Origin of the sequence: Spirillospora sp. NPDC047279 (genome assembly GCF_040643285.1) — a bacterium.
Classification (GTDB): Bacteria; Actinomycetota; Actinomycetes; order Streptosporangiales; family Streptosporangiaceae; genus Spirillospora.
The window spans coordinates 87,512-103,637 of the sequence record NZ_JBEYUA010000014.1; the positions used below are offsets into that span (position 1 = coordinate 87,512).

The 16,126-nt window shown below is 74.2% G+C and carries 16 protein-coding genes; 11 read left to right on the plus strand and 5 right to left on the minus strand.

The window, feature by feature from the left end; translation table 11 throughout:
- Positions 1-4: 4 nt before the first annotated feature.
- Genes ABZ810_RS32060 through ABZ810_RS32080 form a run of 5 tightly spaced genes read left to right on the plus strand, consistent with a single transcriptional unit; the run spans position 5 to position 5,001 of the window.
- Positions 5-925, plus strand: a complete 921-nt coding sequence (locus tag ABZ810_RS32060) for an STM4015 family protein (protein ID WP_358409681.1) — start codon at positions 5-7, stop codon at positions 923-925.
- A complete protein-coding gene (locus ABZ810_RS32065; RefSeq protein WP_358409682.1) occupies positions 922-1,983 on the plus strand; it encodes an STM4014 family protein in 1,062 nt (353 codons plus the stop codon). The genes ABZ810_RS32060 and ABZ810_RS32065 overlap by 4 nt, the downstream gene beginning before the upstream one ends.
- Positions 1,980-2,771, plus strand: a complete 792-nt coding sequence (locus tag ABZ810_RS32070) for an STM4013/SEN3800 family hydrolase (RefSeq protein WP_358409683.1) — start codon at positions 1,980-1,982, stop codon at positions 2,769-2,771. The genes ABZ810_RS32065 and ABZ810_RS32070 overlap by 4 nt, the downstream gene beginning before the upstream one ends.
- Positions 2,768-4,084, plus strand: a complete 1,317-nt coding sequence (locus ABZ810_RS32075) for an STM4012 family radical SAM protein (protein WP_358409685.1) — start codon at positions 2,768-2,770, stop codon at positions 4,082-4,084. The genes ABZ810_RS32070 and ABZ810_RS32075 overlap by 4 nt, the downstream gene beginning before the upstream one ends.
- Positions 4,085-4,098: 14 nt before the next feature.
- On the plus strand, positions 4,099-5,001 hold the full coding sequence (locus tag ABZ810_RS32080) for an STM4011 family radical SAM protein (protein ID WP_358409954.1): 903 nt from the start codon (positions 4,099-4,101) through the stop codon (positions 4,999-5,001).
- On the opposite strand, the gene ABZ810_RS32085 is transcribed toward ABZ810_RS32080, so the two are convergent.
- Positions 4,973-5,299: an MmcQ/YjbR family DNA-binding protein gene (locus ABZ810_RS32085; RefSeq protein ID WP_358409686.1), complete on the minus strand. Its 327-nt coding sequence runs from the start codon at positions 5,297-5,299 to the stop codon at positions 4,973-4,975. The two genes, ABZ810_RS32080 and ABZ810_RS32085, sit on opposite strands and share 29 nt — an antisense overlap.
- A gap of 55 nt (positions 5,300-5,354) precedes the next feature.
- Here ABZ810_RS32085 and ABZ810_RS32090 point away from each other — a divergent pair, with 55 nt between their 5' ends.
- Complete coding sequence (locus ABZ810_RS32090) at positions 5,355-5,588, plus strand: hypothetical protein (protein WP_358409687.1); 234 nt, start codon at positions 5,355-5,357, stop codon at positions 5,586-5,588.
- Between the two features lie 3 nt (positions 5,589-5,591).
- On the opposite strand, the gene ABZ810_RS32095 is transcribed toward ABZ810_RS32090, so the two are convergent.
- The 4 genes from ABZ810_RS32095 to ABZ810_RS32110 all read right to left on the minus strand — a co-directional run bounded on the left by ABZ810_RS32095 (position 5,592) and on the right by ABZ810_RS32110 (position 9,798).
- Entirely contained in the window at positions 5,592-6,743 is a 1,152-nt protein-coding gene (locus ABZ810_RS32095) for a histidine kinase (RefSeq protein WP_358409688.1), read from the minus strand.
- A gap of 103 nt (positions 6,744-6,846) precedes the next feature.
- On the minus strand, positions 6,847-8,049 hold the full coding sequence (locus ABZ810_RS32100; protein ID WP_358409690.1) for a DUF6745 domain-containing protein: 1,203 nt from the start codon (positions 8,047-8,049) through the stop codon (positions 6,847-6,849).
- The gene (locus ABZ810_RS32105) at positions 8,049-8,375 is read right to left on the minus strand and encodes a hypothetical protein (protein WP_358409691.1); all 327 of its coding nucleotides are present in this window, start codon (positions 8,373-8,375) and stop codon (positions 8,049-8,051) included. The genes ABZ810_RS32100 and ABZ810_RS32105 overlap by 1 nt, the downstream gene beginning before the upstream one ends.
- Positions 8,376-8,469: 94 nt before the next feature.
- A complete protein-coding gene (locus ABZ810_RS32110; protein WP_358409693.1) occupies positions 8,470-9,798 on the minus strand; it encodes a threonine/serine exporter family protein in 1,329 nt (442 codons plus the stop codon).
- Between the two features lie 389 nt (positions 9,799-10,187).
- Between ABZ810_RS32110 and ABZ810_RS32115 the strand changes: the two genes are divergently transcribed.
- From ABZ810_RS32115 to ABZ810_RS32135, 5 genes are all read left to right on the plus strand, one after another.
- Entirely contained in the window at positions 10,188-10,892 is a 705-nt protein-coding gene (locus ABZ810_RS32115) for a (Fe-S)-binding protein (RefSeq protein ID WP_358409956.1), read from the plus strand.
- The gene (locus ABZ810_RS32120) at positions 10,889-12,292 is read left to right on the plus strand and encodes a lactate utilization protein B (protein ID WP_358409694.1); all 1,404 of its coding nucleotides are present in this window, start codon (positions 10,889-10,891) and stop codon (positions 12,290-12,292) included. The genes ABZ810_RS32115 and ABZ810_RS32120 overlap by 4 nt, the downstream gene beginning before the upstream one ends.
- The gene (locus ABZ810_RS32125) at positions 12,289-12,888 is read left to right on the plus strand and encodes a lactate utilization protein C (RefSeq protein ID WP_358409696.1); all 600 of its coding nucleotides are present in this window, start codon (positions 12,289-12,291) and stop codon (positions 12,886-12,888) included. Before ABZ810_RS32120 ends, ABZ810_RS32125 begins: the two co-directional genes overlap by 4 nt.
- A gap of 248 nt (positions 12,889-13,136) precedes the next feature.
- Positions 13,137-14,198, plus strand: coding sequence for an alpha/beta hydrolase family protein (locus ABZ810_RS32130; protein ID WP_358409697.1), 1,062 nt, complete (start codon positions 13,137-13,139; stop codon positions 14,196-14,198).
- A gap of 50 nt (positions 14,199-14,248) precedes the next feature.
- Positions 14,249-16,093 carry a class I SAM-dependent methyltransferase gene (locus ABZ810_RS32135; protein WP_358409698.1) on the plus strand — a complete coding sequence of 615 codons (1,845 nt, stop codon included), beginning with the start codon at positions 14,249-14,251 and terminating at the stop codon, positions 16,091-16,093.
- Positions 16,094-16,126: the final 33 nt, after the last annotated feature.

The window sequence follows — 16,126 nt, forward strand, 5'->3', positions numbered from 1 at the left end:
CGGAGTGAGCTTCGACGACCATCTTGAGGAGTTCGACGGCCTGCGGGTCGTCACGTTCGCCCCGGATACCGGCGACCCGCTGCCGGAGGAGGACGAGGTCGCCTGGGCGGTCCGGGGCGACTGGGGCGGCCCGGACTACCCGGAGGTCTTCGAACGGTTCGTGGACGCGGTCGACACGACCCGGGTGACGAGCCTGGTCGTCGGGTTCTGGGGGGCCGAGGAGCCCGCGGCGGCCAAGGCGCTGATCGCGCACGCCGACCGGTTCCCGAGGCTGCGCGCGCTGTTCCTCGGCGACATCGTGGACGAGGAGTACCACGTCTCGTGGATCAGCCAGGGCGACGTCACGCCGGTGCTCCAGGCGTTCCCCGGGCTGGAGCGGTTCGAGGCGCGCGGCGGGCTCGAGCTGAGCCCGTTCGCGAGCGGGTCGCTCGAGGTGCTGCGGCTCGAAGGGAGCGGGCTGTCCGGCGCGACCGTCCGGGCCGTGGCCGCGTGCGACCTGCCCGCGCTCCGGCATCTGGAGTTGTGGCTGGGCGGACGCGTCTACGGCGGGAGCGCGGAGATCGGCGACGTGGCGCCGCTGCTGGCCGGCGAACGGCTGCCGGCGCTGCGCCACCTCGGCCTCCGCAACAGCGACATGCAGGACGAGATCGCGGCGATGGTGGCGGCGGCGCCCGTGGTGGCCGGGCTGGAGTCGCTGAGCCTGTCCCTGGGCACCCTGACCGACGCGGGCGCGGAGGCGCTGCTCATCGGCCAGCCGCTGACCCACCTGCGCGGCCTCGACCTGCACCACGCGTACCTGTCGGAGACGATGGCCGAACGGCTGCGCTCGGCCCTGGCCGGCGTCGACCTCGACCTGACGGACGCGGTCCGGGAGGGCATCTGGGACGAGTGGAGCGCCGGGTTCTACGTGGCGGTCACGGAATGACGGTCACCGTCGTGGGCACGCCGGGCGACCGCCGGGTGCGCCTCTTCGCGGCGGCCTGCGAGTCCGAGCCCCGCGTCGTGGCCTGGACGGACGTCCTGCGCGGCGCCGGGCTCGGGATCGGGCCGGGCGACGTGGTGCGCATCGACTCGCCCGGCGAGGACGCGGCGGCCGACGCGCTGCTGCGCGGCCCCGGCGATCCGGCCCGGGTGGGCGGGGGCGCGCGCTGGTACGCGACGTTCACCGCCGGGCTGGATCGCCTCGCCGCGACCGGGGCGCGGCTGCTGAACGATCCGGGCGAGATCGCGGTGATGTTCGACAAGCGCCGCTGCCACGCTCTGCTGGCGGCGGCGGGGGTGCCCGTTCCTCCGGCGCTGCCGCGGGTGACGAGCCATGCCGAGCTCCGGGAGCGGATGGACGCGGCGGGCGTGCGGCGGGTGTTCGTCAAGGCCGCGCACGGCTCGTCGGCCGCCGGCGTCGTCGCGTTGCAGACCGCGCCGGGCGGGCGGATCAGGGCCGTCACGTCGGTGGCGATGGGCCCGGACGGCCCGCACAACTCGCTGCGCGTCAGCGTGTACGAGTCCGAGCGGGACGTGGCGCGGCTGATCGACGTGCTCGCGCCGGACGGGCTGCACGTGGAGGGCTGGATGCCGAAGGCCTCGATCGGCGGCCGCCCGCTCGACCTGCGGGTCGTGGTGATCGCGGGGGAGGCGACGCACGCGGTGGTGCGCACGAGCCCGCATCCGATGACCAACCTGCACCTGGGCGGGGCGCGCGGCGATCTCGGCGCGGTCCGGGACGCCCTCGGCGAACGGGGCTGGCGGCGGGCGCTGGAGGTCTGCGAGGCGGCGGCGGCCTGCTTCCCGCGCAGCCTCATGGTCGGCGTCGACCTGCTGGTGGGCGTCGGCTGGCGGCGGTTCGCGGTGGGCGAGGCGAACGCGTTCGGCGACCTCCTGCCGGGACTGACCGGCCTGCCCGGTACGTCGGCCGAAGGGCTCGACACCTACACTGCCCAGGTCAGAGCCGCTTTGATGGGGAACGCCCAGGTATGTACGACATGAACGAGGTCATCGGCAGCCACGACGTGCTGCTGGTGACGCTCGACACGCTGCGCTACGACGTCGCGGCCGAGCTGGCGGCGGCCGGTGAGACGCCCACGCTGGCCGGGCTCCTGCCGGGCGGTCGCTGGGAACGGCGGCACACGCCGGGCAGCTTCACCTACGCGGCGCACACGGCGATGCTCGCCGGGTTCCTGCCGACCCCGGCGAGCCCCGGCCCGCATCCGCGCCTGTTCGCCGGGAGCTTCCCCGGCAGCGAGACGACGGCCGACGGCACCTGGACGTTCGACGCGGCCGACCTCCCGGCGGGGCTCGCCGAGGCGGGCTACCACACGGTCTGCGTGGGCGGCGTCGGCTTCTTCAACAAGCTCACGCCGCTGGGCTCGGCGCTGCCGGGCCTGTTCGCCGAGAGCCACTGGGAGCCCGCGTTCGGCGTCACAGACCCCGGCTCGCTCGGCAACCAGATCGACCGGATCGCCGAGGTCGTCGGCCGCCTGCCCGCCGGGCGGCGGCTCTTCCTGCTGCTCAACGTCGCGGCGCTGCACCAGCCCAACTGGTTCTACCTGGACGGCGGGACGCGCGAGGACGGCGACTCGCGCGCCAGCCACGCCGCCGCCCTCCGCCACGTCGACCGCGGCCTGGCGCGGCTCTTCGCTCTCATGCGGCGGCCGTGCTTCGTCATCGTGTGCTCCGACCACGGCACGGCCTACGGCGAGGACGGCCACACCGGCCACCGCGTCGGCCACGAGGTCGTCTGGACCGTTCCGTACGGGGAGTTCGTGCTCTCATGACACTCGCGACGCCCCAGCAGGGCTCGATCACCACGCCTTACCAGGGCTACGTCTACGCCTACCCGCACAAGACCGCCTACCGTCCCCTGCGTCCCGAGCCGAGCCTCGCCGACGTCTGGGCGGACGAGGACCGCCGGGCCCTCTTCCTCTACCTGCACGTGCCGTTCTGCGAGATGCGCTGCGGCTTCTGCAACCTCTTCACCCGCACGGGCGCGCCCGAGGAGCTGACCGGCGCCTACCTCGACGCCCTCGAACGGCAGGCCGCCGCGGTCACCGACGCCCTGGGCGGCGACGCCGCGTTCGCCACGGCCGCGTTCGGCGGCGGCACGCCGACCTACCTGACCGCGCCCGAGCTGGAACGGCTGTGCGACGTCGCCGCCCGTTTCGCCGACCTCCCGGCGATCCCGCTCGGCGTCGAGACCTCGCCCGCCACCGCCACCACCGACCGCCTGACGGTCCTGCGCGACCGCGGCACCACCCGGGTGTCGATCGGCGTGCAGAGCTTCCTCGACGACGAGGCCCGCGCCGCGGTCCGGCCGCAGAAGCGCGCAGAGGTCGAGGCCGCGCTCGACCGCATCCGCGCGGTCGGCTTCCCGGTGCTCAACATCGACCTGATCTACGGCATCGACGGGCAGACCCCGGCGACCTGGCTGCACTCGCTCGACGCGGCGCTGGCCTGGAAGCCCGAGGAACTCTACCTCTACCCGCTCTACGTGCGCCCGCTGACCGGCCTCGGCCGCCGTGCCCGCGACTGGGACGACCAGCGCCTGGAGCTCTACCGGATCGGCCGCGACCACCTGATCGGCCACGGCTACGAGCAGGTCTCCATGCGCATGTTCCGGCTGCCCGGCGGCGCCGGGGGCGGCACCGAGTACTGCTGCCAGACCGACGGCATGATCGGCCTCGGCTGCGGCGCCCGTTCGTACACGTCCTCGCTGCACTACTCGTTCGAGTACGCGGTGGGGGCGAGCCAGGTGCGCGGCATCATCGACGACTACGTCCGGGAGCGGGACTTCGGCACCGCCCGCGTCGGCTTCACCCTCGACGACGGCGAACGGCGCCGCCGCCACCTCCTCCAGTCGCTGCTCCAGGCGGAGGGCCTCGACCGGGCCGCCTACCGGGCGCGCTTCGGCGCCGACGCCGCCGCCGACTTCGCCGCCGACCTCCGCGCCTTCGGCGAACGCGGCTGGCTCGACCGCGACGACGACGTCATCAGGCTGACCCCCGACGGGCTGGCCCACTCCGACGCGGTCGGCCCGGCGCTCTTCTCCGGCGGCGTCCGCGCCCTCATGGCCGCCTACGAGGCCCGATGAGCCGCCACCTCCCGATGAGCCGCCACCTCCCGATGAGCGACCGCCTCCCGATGAGCGAGCACCTGACGATCCTCTACCGGGGGCCGCTCGCCAGTTGCGACTACGACTGCCCCTACTGCCCGTTCGCCAAGCGCCGCGACACCCCCCAGCAGCTCCGCGCCGACCGTGCCGCCCTCGAACGGTTCACCGCCTGGGTGACCGCCCGCGCCCAGCCCGTCTCGATCCTCTTCACGCCGTGGGGCGAGGGCCTCGTCCGTTCCTGGTACCGGCGCGCCCTGACCGAGCTCAGCCACCTCCCGCACGTCGAGCGCGTCGCGATCCAGACCAACCTGAGCCACCGCGTCGCGTGGACGGCCGGCGCCGACCCCGCCACCCTCGCGCTCTGGGCCACCTACCACCCCGGCCAGGTGCCGTACGAGCGGTTCCTCGGCAAGTGCCGCGACCTCGCCGCCCGCGGCATCCGCTTCAGCGTCGGCGTCGTCGGGCAGCCCGAGCACCTGGCCGACGCCCGCCGCCTGCGCGCCGACCTGCCGCCCGGCGTCTACCTCTGGGTGAACGCGGCGGAGGGCCGCACCTACACCGACGAGGAGGCGGCGGGCTGGACGGAGATCGATCCGCTCTTCTCCTACAGCCGCCACCCGCACGCGAGCCGGGGCCGGGCCTGCCGGACGGGCGACACGGTCGTCTCGGTCGACGGCGAGGGCACGGTCCGCCGCTGCCACTTCGTCCCGGCGGTCCTCGGCAACCTCTACGACGGCTCGTTCCGCGCGGAGCTGGCGCCGCGCCCGTGCCCGCTGGACGTGTGCGACTGCCACATCGGCTATGTCCACCTGGAGCCGCTCGGCCTCTACGACGTGTTCACCGGCGGCGTCCTCGAACGGATCCCCGTCATGTTCGGCGAGGCGGCCGGTAGGTGAGGCGGTGCGCCTCGCCGAGCAGCTCGGCCAGCTCCCCGCCGCCCACCTCGGCCAGCTCGACCACGACCCACCCGAACCGGCCCGAGGAGTATCCGGGGGAGTAGACCTCCGGCGCCTCGGCCACCAGCGCCGACTGCTCCTCGCGCAGCGCCTTGACCATGGCCGTCCGCTCGTCCTCGGTCACCCAGGTGAAGATCGTCCCGCTGGTGCGGAAGTAGGTGTGCCCGTTGCGCCCCGGCACCTCCTCCGTGCCCGGCAGCGCCAGCACGGTTCGCCTCACATCGTCCAGACCGCCCATGACCGCCCACGATAGAACGTGAACCCGGACGCCGGGATGTGGCGAGACATCACCGATGACCGCGACTCTCCCCACACCCCGCGACCGCGTCCTCGCCTGGACGTCGGTGGTGCTGGCCGCCGTCGCCGCCCTGATCCCCGGCGCCAAGGCCGTCCCGGCCCGCCTCCCCGCCACCACCATCGAGGTCGTCGTCGGCGCGGACTTCCGGGGCGTCAAGGCCACCGGCATCCCGCGCCAGCAGAACGAGCACCGGGCCGGCGACGACCCGTGCGGGTCCGCCGGCTCCTGAGGGTCAGGCAATGGGGATCCGGGCGACGACCCGGAACCCGCCGTCGGGGGTCGGGCCGGCCTGGAAGCCGCCGTCCAGGCGGCGGACCCGCTCCGACAGGCCGTGCAGGCCGCGCCCGCCACCGGCCGGGGCGGCGGCGGACACGTCGCCCGGCCCGTTGACCACCGCCACGCTCAGGCACCCGGCCGCCTCGGCGACCGTGACGGACAGGTCGGCGCCGGGCGCGTACTTGAGGGCGTTGGTCAGCGCCTCCTGCACGATCCGGAAGGTCAGCCGTTCGACGTCGTCGCGCAGGCCGCCCGGCTCCGACACGGTGAGCCTGACCCGGGCGCCGGTCTGGCGGATGCGCTCGGCGAGCGTCGTCAGCCCGGCGAGCGTGAACGGGGACCGGTCGGCCGCGTCGCCGCCGTCGAGCACCGCGACGATCTGGCGCAGCTCCTCGAGCGCCTGGCGGGCGTTCGCCCGGATACGTTCGGCCGCCGAGGACCGGGCGGCGGGATCGCCGTCGGCGACCGCCAGCGCCCCGGCCTCCACCGCGATCAGGCTGATCTCGTGGCCGAGCGCGTCGTGCAGCTCGGCCGCCAGGCGGTTGCGCTCCTCCGCGCGGACGCGGGCGCCCTGGGCGGTCTGCTCGCGGGCCAGCAGCTCGGCCCGGTCGGCCAGGCTGGCGCGCAGGGTGTGCTGCGAACGCTCGTACAACCCCAGGGCCACCGAGCCGACCACGACCGCCGTGCAGACGAAGATCCGCCCCACCGGGTCGACCGCGTACCAGTCGCCGTCCCACGGCTCGATGAACGCGACGACGGCGACGCCCAGCACGATCCACCTGAGCCGGCCGGACCGGCCGTAGGCCACCAGGGCCTGCGCCGCCACGATGAAGCTGATCAGCTCCACCACGGTCTCGGTGCCGAGGGTGCGCACCTGCATGGCGCCCACGAACGCCATCACCGCGATCGGGAACCGGCGGCGCAACGTCACCGACAGTGCGAGCGCCACCTCCGACGCCCGCCACAGCGGCGACCGACCGGTCTCCTGGAGGGCCATGACGACGAGGGCGGCGGACACGGCCAGGTCGCAGAGCAACATCCAGGGCGGCCCGGCCGCTTTGACCGGCTCGCCGCGCTCGCCGCGCTCGTCCACCCGGGCCACCCGCACCCCACTCCCGAAAACGTCCCCCGACCTGCGGAGATACCCGATCGGGGGCCCGTCTATTCGGATGCGGCCCGGCGCGGCGCCCGGGGGCGCCCCACCGGGCGGATCAGGTCTCCTTCTGCGGGCGGTAGTCGGCCTCGTCGACGCCGAAGGTCCAGGCGACGCCCCCGCGGGCGGTGCGGATGGAGGGCGGGACGCGCAGGTAGTAGGTGCGGAACGTGCCGTCGGGCTCGGCGGTGGAGTTGACCACCTCGACCATGGCCACCGGCTCGTCACCGGGCAGGTCGATGCGCCACAACACCCCGGTCTCGTCCTTGTGGACGGGCCGGGCGCCGGTCTCGGCCAGGTAGCGGTCGTAGCCGAAGATCTCGAGCATCACCCGGCGGAGCTCGGCGTTGTCCTCGCGGTCGATGCGGGCGGGGCCCAGATCGGCGAGCGAGGCGACGAAGTCGGCCGGGATCGGCATGCCGCGCCAGGCGTGCAGGCCGAACCCGTCGTCGTAGGCGAGGGCCGGGCCGTCGCCCCGGTGCAGCCGGCCCGGCTCGTCGCGGTGCAGCTCGGACGGGCGTTCGGTCATGACGGCCAGCCGCTCGTAGGGCCACCACCAGCCCGCCGACCCGGCGACCTCGGCGAGACCGGCCAGCCCGTCGAGGCGGCCGAGGGAGTCGAAGAGCGCCAGCCAGGGAGCGTCGTGCTGCCCCAGCACGGCCTCCGCGCAGGCCCCCCGCAGGACGGCCACACCGGCGGCGAGCTCGGCGGCCGTCTCCTGCGCCGCCTCGCCGTCGGCGGGCTCAAGGGGCCGGCGGACGGCCTGGCGGACGCGGGACACCAGGTCGTTGACCTGGGACCACAGCGGCGCACCGGTCTCGGCCCACGCGCGCGCCCAGCCCTGCGGGCCGAGCTCGGCGGCGGCCTCGGCACGCACACGTTCCCACGGGCGGGTCCGCACGGCCTCGCGTACGGACCCGCCCGCCCCCGCGTTCGTGGGAACGGTGCCTGTGGGGAGGGCGTCATGGGGGAGCACCGCGCGGACGGCGGCGACCTGGTCGGCCAGGCCCGCGCGCTCCAGCACCTCGGCCCGCCCGGTGAGGATCACCGCGGCGACCGCGCCGGCGGCGGGGGAGGGGAGCCAGACGAAACGTTCGGGGGCGGCCAGCCCGGCCGCGGCGTAGGCGGCGCGGACGCCGGCCTCGGCGCGCTCGCGGTCGCCGGCGCCGGTCGCGAACGCCGCCGCGGACCAGTCGGTGCCCGTCGGCTCGGTGCCCGTCGGCTCGGTGCCCGTCGGCTCAGCGCCCGTCAGGACCGCCATCAGTCGGCCACCACCCGGACCGCGCCGGGCACGTACTCACGCTGGCGGATCACCCGGTACCAGCCCTTGGGCAGGCTGATCGCGGCGTGCTCCTCGTGGCTCAGCCGCCCGCCCGCGGGCAGGTGGAGGTAGTCGGGCCGGAGCGGGTCGGGATCACGCAGCAACGTGCCCTGGGCCTGGAGGGCGTGGGCGTGCCCGGTGGCCTCGCCGAGGGCCAGCACCATCCGGCCCCGGCCGTCGCGCGGCGTGGGCGGCAGGGCGCGGACGGCCTGCGGAACGGACTCCTCCGGCACGGGCAGGATGAGGATGTCTCCCTGTCGGTACATGCCGTGAACGTAGCGTCCGGCACCGACATTTCCGGGGGCGCGCCGTTCCCCCCGGTCACGCCGTTCCGCCCGCTCGCACCACCCGCGGAACGGGTCAGAAACCGCGGGTACGGCGGGCGGCCGGGCGGGCCCAGCGGCCCGAGGCGCTCAGCCCGACGCGCTGGAAGGCCCGCACGAGCTCGTTGCCCAGGTTGACCCCGGCGCCGAGGGCCAGCCCCACCGACAACGCCCCGACCAGGCTGAGCAGGCCCGCCTGCGGGTCGCCGACGTTGAGCTCGACCATGCCCCGGTAGAGCAGGGTGCCCGGCAGCAGCGGGGAGATCGCCGGGACGACGTACGGGAGCGGGGGCGCGTGGTGGCGGGCCGCGTAATAGCTGCCCAGCGTGCCGATCACGACGGCCGAGATCGCCGAGGCGAGCACCGGCCGCACGCCCCAGCCGAGCAGCAGCACGTACATGATCCAGATCATGCCGCCCGCGATCGCGACGGGCACCAGGACCTTGCGCGGCACCGCCAGGCAGACCGCGAAGGTCAGCGAGACGGCGGCCGCCGCGAGGATCGCCACCGGCGACAGGAAGGCCGGGAAGTCGGGCAGGTGCTGGACGTCGATCGGCACGCCGAAGTGCACCGCCGCGTACACCACCACGCCCAGGCCGGCCACGATCGCGGTGATCAGGAAGAAGACCTCCAGCAGGCGGGCCCCGGCGTTGACCATGTTGCCGGTGATGCCGTCCTGGATGCTGGCGACCAGCGGGCGTCCCGGCAGCAGGGCCAGGACGGCGCCGGTGACGATGGTGGAGGCCCGGTTGGGGTTGCCCATCGCGATCACCAGCACGGCGGCGCCGGCCGCGATCGCCGCGGTCACCGACAGCTGGAAGAACTCGGCCACGCCGCGGCGGGCCAGCGCCGCGCCGGTGCGGTCGCCCAGCACGGTGGCGATGAACGCGGTGGCGGCGATCAGCGGGCCACCGCCCACCAGGACCGCCGCGGACGCGGCGATGAGCCCGAAGCACACGACCAGCAGCCAGGGCGGGTACGGGGCCTGGCCGTGCTTGATCTCGGCGAGCCGCCTGTGCGCCTCCTCCAGCTCCAGCATGCCGATGGAGGCCTCCTGGACGAGGGCGTGCAGCTCGGTCAGCCGCCAGTAGGCCGGGGTGCGCCGCCGCACCGTCCGGGCGGCGGTCACCGGCGCGGCGCCCTGCCCGGGGTGGACGGAGACCATCAGCGCGGTGAAGGTCACCTGGACCTCGCAGCGCGGCAGTTCGAAGGCGAGCGCCAGGCCCAGCATCGCCTCGTTGATGCGCTCGGTGGACTCGCCGCTGGCGAGGAGGAGGTCACCGACCCGCAGGACCAGGTCGATGGCCCGGGGATCGACGATCTCGCCGGGCTCGTCCTCGGGGGGCTCGTGCGGAGCCCCGTCCATCAGTACCTGAAATGTGCGCCGAAACCGGTCCGCTGCCCGCCCCATAGCGAACGTGGTCCTCCGTGCCTGATCACTGATCTTCCTCAGGAAGGCTACCTTGCGTGACCGAGCGTTTAGGACGGCGGGTGGGGGGCTTTCAGGCCTGTTCGGAATCCGCCGTCACGGCGCGAGCCGTGCCGCCCGGGCTCTGGACGGACCTGCGCGACGCTGGTCTGCTGTCCTGTGAGGCACCCGTTCCTCAAGGAGGAGAATGACGGCGAGAGAGGATCAATGATGATCGACGCGCATCACCTGCGCGGCGGGTTCGACGGGCTCAGCGAGATGGAGCGCGGCGAGGTCTTCGGCGGCACCGCGCGCCGCGTCCACGGGATCGGGAGGTGACCGCGACGATGCGCGTCGCGCTGTTCGTGACCTGTGTCAACGACACGCTCTTCCCGGGCACGGGCAAGGCGGTCGTCCGGCTGCTGGAGCGGCTGGGCTGCACGGTCGAGTTCCCGTCCGCGCAGACGTGCTGCGGGCAGATGCACTTCAACACCGGATACCGCGCCGACGCCGAGCTTCTGGCCCGCCGGGTGGGGGAGACGTTCGCCGGGTACGACGCGGTCGTGATGCCGTCCGGGTCGTGCGCCGCGATGGTGCGCGAGTGGTACCCCACGCTCGGCGTCGAGCCGCCGCGGGGCGTCTACGAGCTGTCGGAGTTCCTGGTGGACGTGCTCGGCGTCGTGGACGTGGGCGCCTACTTCCCGCACAGCGTCACCTACCATCCGACCTGCCACTCGCTGCGGTCCCTGCGCGTGGGGTCGCGGCCGGAGAAGCTCCTGTCGGCCGTGCGCGGCCTGCGGCTGCTGCCGCTGGGCGGCGCCGACGAGTGCTGCGGCTTCGGTGGAACGTTCTCGGTGAAGAACCCCGCCGTCTCGGCGGCCATGTGCACCGACAAGGTGCGCAACGTCCTGGACACCGGCGCCGAGGTGTTGTGCGCCGCCGACAACTCGTGCCTGATGCACGTCGGCGGCACCATGCGCCGCCAGCGCGCCGGCGTGCGGACGATGCACCTGGCCCAGATCCTCGCCTCCACCGAGGAGGACCCCTCATGAGCGGCACGTTCGTCGGCATGCCCGCCTTCCCGCAGGCCGCGGCCCGCGCCGTGGGCAACGCCCAGCTCCGCCACAACCTGCACAAGGCCACGCACACCATCCGCGGCAAGCGCGCGGCGGTCGTCGAGGAGCAGCCCGACTGGATGGAGCTGCGCGCCGCGGGCGCCGCCATCAAGGACCGGGTGCTGCGCCACCTGGACGTCTACCTGGAGCAGCTCGAGGCGGCCGTGGTGAAGGCCGGCGGGCACGTGCACTGGGCCGCCGACGCGGCCGAGGCCAACCGCATCGTGACCGGCCTGGTGAAGGCGACCGGCGAGACCAAGGTCGTCAAGGTCAAGTCGATGGCGACGCAGGAGATCGGCCTCAACGAGGCGCTCGCCGCGTCCGGCATCACGGCGTACGAGACCGACCTGGCCGAGCTCATCGTGCAGCTGGGGGACGACCTGCCGTCCCACATCCTCGTCCCGGCGATCCACCGCAACCGGTCGGAGATCCGGGAGATCTTCCGCCGGTCGATGTCGGAGTGGGGCCGTCCCGCGCCCGACGACCTGGCCGACGACCCGCCCGCGCTGGCCGAGGCCGCCCGCCTCCACCTGCGCGAACGGTTCCTGTCGGCGAAGGTCGGCATCTCGGGCGCCAACTTCGCGGTCGCCGAGACCGGCACCCTCGTCGTGCTGGAGTCGGAGGGCAACGGCCGGATGTGCCTGACCCTGCCCGAGACGCTCATCTCGGTCGTGGGCATCGAGAAGCTCGTGCCGACCTGGCGCGACCTCGAGGTCTTCATGCAGACGCTGCCGCGCTCGTCCACCGGCGAGCGGATGAACCCCTACACCTCGACGTGGACCGGCGCGACCGAGGGGCAGGAGTTCCATCTCGTCCTGCTCGACAACGGCCGCACCGACGTCCTGGCCGACCAGGTGGGACGGCAGGCGCTGCGCTGCATCCGCTGCTCGGCCTGCCTGAACGTGTGCCCGGTGTACGAACGCTCCGGCGGGCACGCCTACGGGTCGGTCTATCCGGGGCCGATCGGCGCGATCCTGACGCCGCAGCTGCGCGGCCTGTCGTCGGAGCTGGACGCGTCCCTGCCGTACGCGTCCACGTTGTGCGGCGCCTGCTACGACGTGTGCCCGGTCGAGATCAACATCCCCGAGGTGCTGCTCGACCTGCGCGCCAAGGTCGTGTCGGGCGGCGGCCACCGGGCCGAGCGCCTCGCGATGGGGGCGGCGCGGCGGGTCCTCGCCTCGCCCGCGCTCCTCGCCCGCGCCCAGCGCACGGCGGGCCGCTTCCGGCGGCTGACGCCGCGGCGCCTGCCCGGGCCGCTGGCAGCCTGGACCGACACGCGGGACATCCCGGCCCCGCCGCCCGAATCGTTCCGCGACTGGTGGGAGCGCACCCGATGAGCACGCGCGAGCAGATCCTGGCGAAGGTGCGGGCGGCGCTCGCCGACGTGCCGCGCGACGAGGGCCCCGAGGACGCGCCGGTGCCCCGCGGCTACCAGCGGACGCGAGCCGGCGCCGACATCGTGGAGCTCCTGATCGACCGGCTGGTGGACTACAAGGCGGTCGTGCACACCGACGCCGCGGTCGCCGAGCTGCTGACCGCCCGCGGCGGGCGCGTCGTCGCCCCCGCGGGGGTGCCCGCGGAATGGCTGGCGGGGGTGGAGACGGTCCGCGACGACCCGCCGCTGTCGGCGGACCGGCTCGACGGGCTCGACGGCGTCGTGACGGGCTGCGCGGTGGCGATCGCCGAGACCGGCACCATCGTCCTGGACGCGTCGCCCGATCAGGGGCGGCGCGCCCTGACGCTCGTGCCCGACCACCACCTGTGCGTCGTCCGCCGCGACCAGATCGTCCGCACCGTCCCGGAGGCGCTCGCGCGGCTCGACCCGTCCCGTCCGCTCACGTGGATCAGCGGCCCGTCGGCCACGAGCGACATCGAGCTCGACCGGGTCGAGGGGGTGCACGGGCCGCGCACCCTCGAAGTGGTGATCGTCTGAGTTCCGGTGACACCCTGGAACCGAAGATCGTCACAGAGTGAAAAACTAGCCAGTGTCTACTGGGTCTATAGGAATTGACCTGGCTCTTCTTGTCACTTTTCGGTGAATTCGCGCACCGAATTGGTGCGTGATCTGTCTCACGCGGACGGACATTTCTGGCATAGCGTCGCGACGGTCCCCAGAGGCCTGCCATCCGGGCACGGCCGGGATCGGGACCCTCACCCCTGACCGATCGCGGAGGAATGTCGATGCGTCGCGACTCAGTGTTCCTGCGGCGGGTGGCCCACGGGTCCCTCGTCCTCGTGCTGGCCGCCGGAATGTCGAGCGTGGTGCCGAGCGCGTCCGCCGGCACGCTCGCCGCGTCCGCCCCAGGGCACTCGGCGGCCCCGGCGCTCCGTACCGCCGACAGCGGAGCGCGGATCACCGGGGAGAAGTGGATCGACGACACCACGGTGGACCTCGCCGTGGAGTCGCCCTCGGTCGGCGCGACCGAGATGGTCCGGGTGCTGGTGCCGAAGGGCTGGTCGCGCGGCGCCGCGCGCACCTGGCCCGTCGTCTACGCCTACCAGGGCGGCAACGACGACTACACCTCCTGGGTGCGGGGCAGCCAGATCGTCGGGCTCGCCGCCAAGTGGGACGTGATGGTGGTGATGCCGTCCGGCGGCAAGAACGGCGGGTTCGCCGACTGGTGGAACTACGGCCAGCGCGGGACGCCCAAGTGGGAGACCTTCCACATGGCCGAGGTGATGCAGCTGCTCGAGCGCAACTACCGCGCGGGCACGAACCGGGCCGCGCTCGGCGTCTCCTCGGGTGGGCAGGGCGCCATCGCCTACGCGGCGCGGCACCCCGGCACGTTCCGGTACGCGGCCAGCTTCAGCGGCATCCTGCACCTGACCAAGCCCGGCCTCCCGTGGGTCCTGATGATCCAGGGCATCCCGTTCGACTTCGACCCGTTCCGTGTCTGGGGCGTCCCCGGGTGGGACGACAAGAACTGGAAGTCCTACGACCCGTACGAGCTCGCCGAGCGGCTGCGCGGCACCGGCCTCTACATCTCCAGCGGCACGACCGGCCTGCCCGGGCCCTACGACAAGCCGCTCGAGACGCCGCTCCAGCGCAACTTCCTCGGCGCCGTCGGCGAGCTCATCGTCGGCTCCACCACCACCGACTTCGTCGCGCGGCTCCAGCAGCTCGGCATCCCGGCCACGACCAACGTCTACGGCGACGGCTGGCACAACTGGAACTACTGGAAGCCCGAGCTCGACAAGGCGTGGCCGCTGATGATGGACGCGGTCGGCGCGGGCCGGGTGTGAGCGCCGTGCGGGCGAGGCCGATGCCCGCCAGGCCGGGACCCGCGAGGCCGATGCCCGCGGGGCCCTCGTGGGCGACGGCGTCGGTGGCCGCCGGTCTCGTCGCGGACGGGATCTGGCGCCGGACGCGCGCCGCGCGGCTGCCCGTGCTCCCTCCGGCCGTGGCCGGGGCGGAGGTCTCCGGCGAGCACCACTTCGTGACCGCCCGGGGCGTACGGCTGGACGGGGCGACGCGCCTGGCCGCGAGCGCCTACGCCGCCGCCCACGGCCTGGACGTCCTGGACCTCGTTCCGCAGGGGCTGGACTCGGCGCGGGCCCTGGAGCTGGTGCGGCGGCTGGACCCGGCCTCGTTCCGCAGGGCGCGGCTCGCCCGCGGCGAGGGCGCCGGGCACGCGCTCCTGGTGAGCGACGCCGTGCTGAGGCGCGCGGGCCTGACCAGGCTGGAAGGGCTCTCCGCGGACGAGATGGACGCGGTCACCGCCCGGCTGAAGCAGTACGCGCCCGTGACGATGGACCTCGCCGTCGTGCCGCGGATGAAGGCCCTGCCCGCGTCGGCCGTCGGCATCACCGAACGGCGCGCCATCCTGCGGCGGCGCTGGCAGCTGGACCTGCCCACGTACCTGGCGGGCGCCCTGGGCGCCCTGGGGGTGCTCGGCGTGTTGTCGGCGCGCCGCCCGTTGTGGGGCGCGGCGGTGGTCGCGGCCGCCGGCGCCAACCCCCTGCTCGCGACGTGGCGCACGCCGCTCAGCCCGCACGACCGGTTCGGCTTCGCGGTGCGGCGGCCGGTCGCGGCGCCGCTGCGCATGCTGCGCGTCGCGTTCGAACGGGAGGAGCCCAACCCGGACCTGCCGCGGCTGCGCTCGGAGTACCGGGCGAGCGTCGGCGCGGGCCTCGAACGCTTCGTGGAGCCGCCGAGACCCGACTGCCCGTGGTGCGGCGCCACCGTGGTGCGCAAGCGCCTGGTCAGCGGCGACTACCAGCAGCGCAAGCCCGGGACGTTCCGCGTCGACCGCTGCACCGCGTGCGGCCACAGCTTCCAGAACCCGCGCCTGTCGGAGGAGGGGCTCGGCTTCTACTACCGGGACTACTACGACGGGATCGGCGAGGCCGAGGTCGAGCGCGGCTTCCGCCTGGGAGCGCCGCACTACCGCGCGCGGGCGCGCATGCTGCGCGGGCACGCGACACCGTCCGCCTGGCTCGACGTGGGCGGCGGGCACGGGCACTTCTGCAACGCCGCCCGCGACATCTGGCCCGGCACGCGGTTCGACGCGCTCGACTTCGGGTCGAGCGTCATCGAGGCGGAACGGCGCGGCTGGGTCGACCTCGCCCACCGCGGGCAGTTCCGCGAGCTGGCCGACAAGCTCGCCGGCACGTACGACGTCGTGAGCATGCACCACTACCTGGAGCACACGCTGGACCCGCCCGCCGAGCTGGACGCCGCCGCGCGGGTCCTGCCGCCCGGCGGGCACCTGCTCATCGAGGTGCCCGACCCCGAGTCGCCGGTCGCGCGGCTGGCCGGGCGATGGTGGCACAACTGGTTCCAGCCGCAGCACCTGCACCTCATCCCGCTGGCCAACCTGACCACCGGGCTGGCCGCCCGCGGCTTCCAGGTCGTGGCCGTCGACCGCGGCGCCGCGCATCAGGAGCTGGACCTGCTGATGGTCGCGACGCTGCTGCTCAACCGGATCGCCCCGCCGCACCCCGACCGGCCCTGGAACGACCCGGGACGGCGGCACCTGCGCATCGCCGCCCGCGTCGCGGTGACGCTCGCGGGCCTGCCGCTGGCGGCGGCGGCAGGCGCGGCCGACCAGCTCGCGCACCCGTTCATCCGCCGCTTCGGCGGGGCCAACACCTACCGCGTGCTGGCGCGGCGCATGCCGGAAGCGCCCGAGGCCTGAGGCGGGGCCAGGGTCACCCGTACCGCCGCCGTA